The sequence below is a fragment of the Isoptericola sp. NPDC057391 genome (assembly GCF_042668085.1).
Taxonomy (GTDB): Bacteria; Actinomycetota; Actinomycetes; order Actinomycetales; family Cellulomonadaceae; genus Isoptericola.
Genome location: NZ_JBHVBO010000260.1, coordinates 1 through 4,522, shown reverse-complemented (window position 1 = coordinate 4,522; position 4,522 = coordinate 1). Strand labels below are relative to the sequence as shown.

At 74.8% G+C, this 4,522-nt stretch carries 4 protein-coding genes and 1 tRNA gene; 1 reads left to right on the top strand and 4 read right to left on the bottom strand.

Annotation, left to right across the window (positions count from 1 at the left end; genetic code table 11):
* Nucleotides 1–189 precede the first annotated feature (189 nt).
* From ACFUVW_RS19825 to ACFUVW_RS19810, 4 genes are all read right to left on the bottom strand, one after another.
* Nucleotides 190–1,941 (bottom strand): serine hydrolase, encoded by a 1,752-nt coding sequence (locus tag ACFUVW_RS19825; RefSeq protein WP_430573012.1) that lies wholly within the window; start codon nucleotides 1,939–1,941, stop codon nucleotides 190–192.
* Entirely contained in the window at nucleotides 1,938–3,314 is a 1,377-nt protein-coding gene (locus ACFUVW_RS19820) for an exo-beta-N-acetylmuramidase NamZ domain-containing protein (protein ID WP_430573011.1), read from the bottom strand. The genes ACFUVW_RS19825 and ACFUVW_RS19820 overlap by 4 nt, the downstream gene beginning before the upstream one ends.
* A 2-nt stretch (nucleotides 3,315–3,316) precedes the next feature.
* Nucleotides 3,317–3,445 (bottom strand): hypothetical protein, encoded by a 129-nt coding sequence (locus tag ACFUVW_RS19815; RefSeq protein ID WP_430573010.1) that lies wholly within the window; start codon nucleotides 3,443–3,445, stop codon nucleotides 3,317–3,319.
* A 158-nt stretch (nucleotides 3,446–3,603) separates the two neighbouring features.
* Nucleotides 3,604–3,677: transfer RNA gene (locus tag ACFUVW_RS19810), tRNA-Leu, on the bottom strand.
* Between the two features lie 183 nt (nucleotides 3,678–3,860).
* On the opposite strand from ACFUVW_RS19810, the gene ACFUVW_RS19805 reads away from it, so the two are divergent.
* Complete coding sequence (locus tag ACFUVW_RS19805; RefSeq protein ID WP_429729957.1) at nucleotides 3,861–4,487, top strand: ANTAR domain-containing response regulator; 627 nt, start codon at nucleotides 3,861–3,863, stop codon at nucleotides 4,485–4,487.
* The last annotated feature ends 35 nt before the right edge of the window (nucleotides 4,488–4,522 follow it).

Genomic DNA, 4,522 nt, shown 5'->3' with positions numbered 1-4,522 from the left:
GGCGTCACCCAGGGGGCGGTGAAGGGCTGACCGTCCTTGGCCACCTCCCGAGCCCCGCCCCCCCCCCCCCCCCCCCCCCCCGCCCCCCGCCCCCCCCCCCCCCCCCCCCACAAGGGGCTGCCCCCCAGGGCGGCCGGCGGCCCGGCCCCCCCCCCCCCCCCGCCCCCGGCGTCGTCGTACCGGCGCTGATCAGCGGCTGACGAGCCGCCAGCCGTCCGCCCGGAACGCCTCGGGCGAGGCCTCCCCGTCGAGCAGGAGGGTGCCCCCCGCGCGGGCGAGGACGCCGTCGACCAGCACGCCGCGGCCCAGGTACAGCGGGTCGGTCACGACGCGCCACCGCAGCTCCAGGTCGCCGGGCGGCAGCTGGGCGCTCGCCTGCGCCCATCGGCGCGTGCCGGAGCCGGACGTCGTGCCGTCGGGATGCTCGACCGGTCCGCGGTCGCGCAGGGTGAACGGCAGCGGCGCCCACGTCCCCCCGCCGTCGGCGGAGGTCTCCAGGTGCAGCAGGTCGGTCTCCTCCGTGTCGAGGTAGAGGTCGAACGCCAGCCGGCCCCCGGTCGCGGACACGTCGAGCGAGGTCGTGAGCGTCGACGTCGTGGCGTCCTCGTCGCCCGAGAACCAGGCGTCCGCGCCGCGCCGGGGCTCGACCCCCTGGGCGTGGGCCAGCCCGCGCGCCCACTCCCGCCGGGCCGGGTTGATGCTGCCCGAGCTGCGGGACGGGTGCACGCGGTTGGTCAGCAGGATCGCGAACGCGTGCGTGTCGAAGTCGAGGACGATCGACGTGCCCGTGTACCCGGTGTGCCCGGCCGTCCGCGGCCCGGACATGGCGTCCATGTACCACCGCTGGTCGAGCTCGAACCCGAGCCCGTGGGCGTCGCCGGGGAACGCGCCGTTGAAGTCGGTGACCATGAGGCGCACCGACGCGGGGGACAGGATGCGCGCCGTGCCGTACCGGCCGCCGTTGAGCAGGGCCTGGGACAGGATCGCCAGGTCTCCTGCCGTGGAGAACACGCCGGCGTGCCCGGCGACCCCGCCCAGCGACCAGGCGTTCTCGTCGTGCACCTCGCCCCGCACGACGCCGCGCGGCGGGCTGGCCTGGTACTCGGTGGCCGCCGTACGTCCCACGGCGCTCGGGTTGTACCCGGTGTCCGTCATGCCGAGCGGGCCGGTGATCCGGTCGGCCACGACCTGGTCGAGCGGCTCGCCCCGCAGCCGCTCGACGAGCACGCCGAGGCTGATGAGGTTGAGGTCGCTGTACAGGTAGCGCGTGCCGGGCGGCGCGTCGAGGGGCTGCGCCATGACCGCTGCGATCCGCGACTCCCGGTCGGGGTACCTGCTCCACAGCGGCAGCCACGCGACGAAGCCGGAGGTGTGGGTGAGGAGCTGCCGGACGGTGACCTCCTCCTTGCCCCCGGCCGCGAACTCGGGCAGGTAGGTGGCCAGCGGCTCGTCCAGTGCGACCCGCCCCTCCTGGACCAGCTGGACGACGGCGATCGACGTGAACAGCTTGGACACCGAGGCCAGGTCGAAGATCGTGTCCTCGCGCATGGGCACGCGCTGGTCCTCGGGCAGGGGCGCACCCTCGTCGCCGTAGGCGACCGCCCAGCCGCTCGCGTCCGTCCGGACGACCTTCCCCTCGTGGCCCATGAGGGCCACCGCACCGGGGTACAGCGGGTACGTCGCGTCGCCGACGGGCTCCTCGTGCGCGCGGACCTGCGCGACGGCGGCCTCGATCGGTGCCGGGTCCAGCCCGACCTCCGACGGGTCGGCCGTCCCGAGCACGGTCGAGGGCGGCATGAACCGCACCGCGGGGCCGCCGCCGTCGGCCGTGGCGGACGTGCCGTGCACGACCGGGGCCACGAGGAGCCCGGCCACCAGGCCCGCCACCAGCCCGGTCGTGACCGCCGCCCGGCCGCGCCGCGGCCCGTCCGGGCGGCTCACGACCGCGGCCCGCGGTAGAGCAGGTACTGCTGGCGCCGCCGGTCGAAGTCCGCCAGCTCGTCGTGCCAGGCGGCGACGACGTCGTCGGTCGAGGCTCCGGCGTCGATCTGCTGCCGCAGGCGCGGCGAGCCGGTGAGCTTGTCGATCCAGAAGGGACGCTGGGGGTCCCACGCGTCCTCGCGCCAGGCGAACTCGGGGTAGAGGGACGCCGCCGCCACCAGCATCGCGACCCCGGTGCGCACCGGGTCGAACCGGGCCGGGTCGTCGACCGTCACCTGCACGCCGCCGCAGACCTTGCCGGCGTGCTTGCTGAAGGTCGGGTTGAAGTAGGCCTCGCGGAACAGGACGCCCGGCAGGCCCGCCCCGGTGAGGGCGGCCGCCCACCGGTGGTCGACGTACGGCGCGCCGATCAGCTCGAAGGGGCGCGTGGTGCCCCGCCCCTCGGACAGGTTCGTGCCCTCGAACATGCACGTCCCGGGATAGACGAGCGCGGTGTCCGGGGTCGGCATGTTGGGGCTGGGCATGACGAAGTCGAGCCCGGTGCCCGCGAAGGTCACGTCGCGGCGCCAGCCGCCGACCTCGACGACGTCGAGGCGGTCGAGCCGCGACCCCGTGACGTCCGGCAGGAACTCGCCGTCGAAGAACCGTGCGAGCTCCCCGACGGTCATGCCATGGGCCTGCACGATCTCCTTGGCCCCGACGCCCGAGGTGTACGCCGCCGTCATCATCGGTCCGCGTGCCGTGCCGCCCACCGGGTTGGGCCGGTCGAGCACGACGAAGCGGGAGCCCGTCGCGACGGCGGCCTGCATGGCGGTCCACATCGTCCAGATGTACGTGTAGAAGCGGGCCCCGACGTCCTGGATGTCGAAGACGACGGTCTCCACGTCCGCGGTCCGGAACAGCTCGGTCATCTTCGCGACGCCCGCACCGTAGGCGTCGTAGACCGTCAGGCCGGTCCGCTCGTCGACGAAGGTGCCCTCCGAGCCGCCGGCCTGGGCCGTGCCCCGGAAGCCGTGCTCCGGGCCGAAGACGCCGACCAGGTCGACGGCGCCGGACTCGTGCATCTCGTCGACGACGTTGCGCAGGCTGCGCAGCACGCCGGTGGGGTTGGTGATCACGCCCACCCGGTCGCCGGCGAGGGTCGACCAGCCGTCGGCGTGCGCCCGGTCGGCGCCGGGGACGACGGGGCGTGAGGGGATGCCGGCTGCCGCCGGGATCGCGGTGGCGTGGGGTGCCGCCTGGGCGGCGGCCGCCGCGAACGGGACGCTCGCGGCCCCCAGGAGCGTGCCGGTCAGCAGCCGGCGTCGGTCGAACGCCGGCCCTCGCGGCTCGCGGGGCTCGGCGGGTCCGGCGGCGGTGTGGTCGTGGCGCATCGTCAGGTGGTCCTTCCTGCCTCGTGCTGCCGCAGGACGGTCGGCGGCCGCGTCGTCGCGGCGGGTGGTCTGTGCCGGTCGTCCTGCCAGGGGGCGTCGGCGGCGTCGCCGCCGCGGTGGGGCCGTCGCACCCTCGCCTCGTTGCGAGGAGCGGCGGCGCCGGACACGTGCGGGTGGTCAAGGATTGCCCCGATGGGGCTTGCTCCTGGAAGTTACCGACATCGTGGGGTGGCGGCAAGGGATCGGAGGAAGGGGATCCGGTCGTGCGGGCGTCGAGCGGACGCGGAGGTGCCCCGGGTGGGATTCGAACCCACACTGGATCGGGTTTGAGCCGATTGCCTCTGCCGGTTGGGCTACCGGGGCGCGCGGCCCATCCAACCATGTGCGCGGGTCGCGGGCCGAACCGTCCGGCCGCTGGTCGCGGCGGGTCCGTCGCCCTCGTCACACCCGGCACGGGACGCGGCGCGCCCGCACGACCACTAGGATGGACGGGTGACCGACGAGAAGCCCCACGACGCGAAGCCCGAGGCGACGGTGCCGCTCGACCTGCCGCCCCTGATCGACCAGGAGCCCGAGGCCCCGAAGACGCCGGAGCGACCCGCGCGTCGCGCGGTCGTCGTCGAGGACGAGGCGCTCATCCGGATGGACGTCGTCGAGACGCTCCGCGAGGCGGGCTTCGACGTCGTCGGCGAGGCGGGCGACGGCGAGACGGCCGTGCGGCTCGCCACCGAGCTCAAGCCCGACGTCGTCGTGATGGACGTCAAGATGCCCGAGCTGGACGGCATCTCCGCGGCCGAGCGGATCGGCAAGGCGCACGCCGCCCCCGTCGTCCTCCTCACCGCCTTCTCCCAGACCGAGCTCGTCGAGCGGGCGCGCGACGCGGGCGCGATGGCGTACGTCGTCAAGCCCTTCACGCCGGCGGACCTGCTCCCGGCGGTGGAGATCGCGATCTCCCGCTACCAGCAGATCGGCGCGCTCGAGGCCGAGGTCGCGGACCTCACCGAACGGTTCGAGACCCGCAAGCGCGTGGACCGCGCGAAGGGCCTCCTCATGACCAAGATGGGCCTGAGCGAGCCGGAGTCCTTCCGCTGGATCCAGAAGACGTCGATGGACCGCCGCCTCACGATGCGCGAGGTCGCGGACGCCGTCATCGAGCAGGTCGGCGGAGCCTGATCCGCACCACGGTGGCCCGGTCGCAGGAGGAGTCC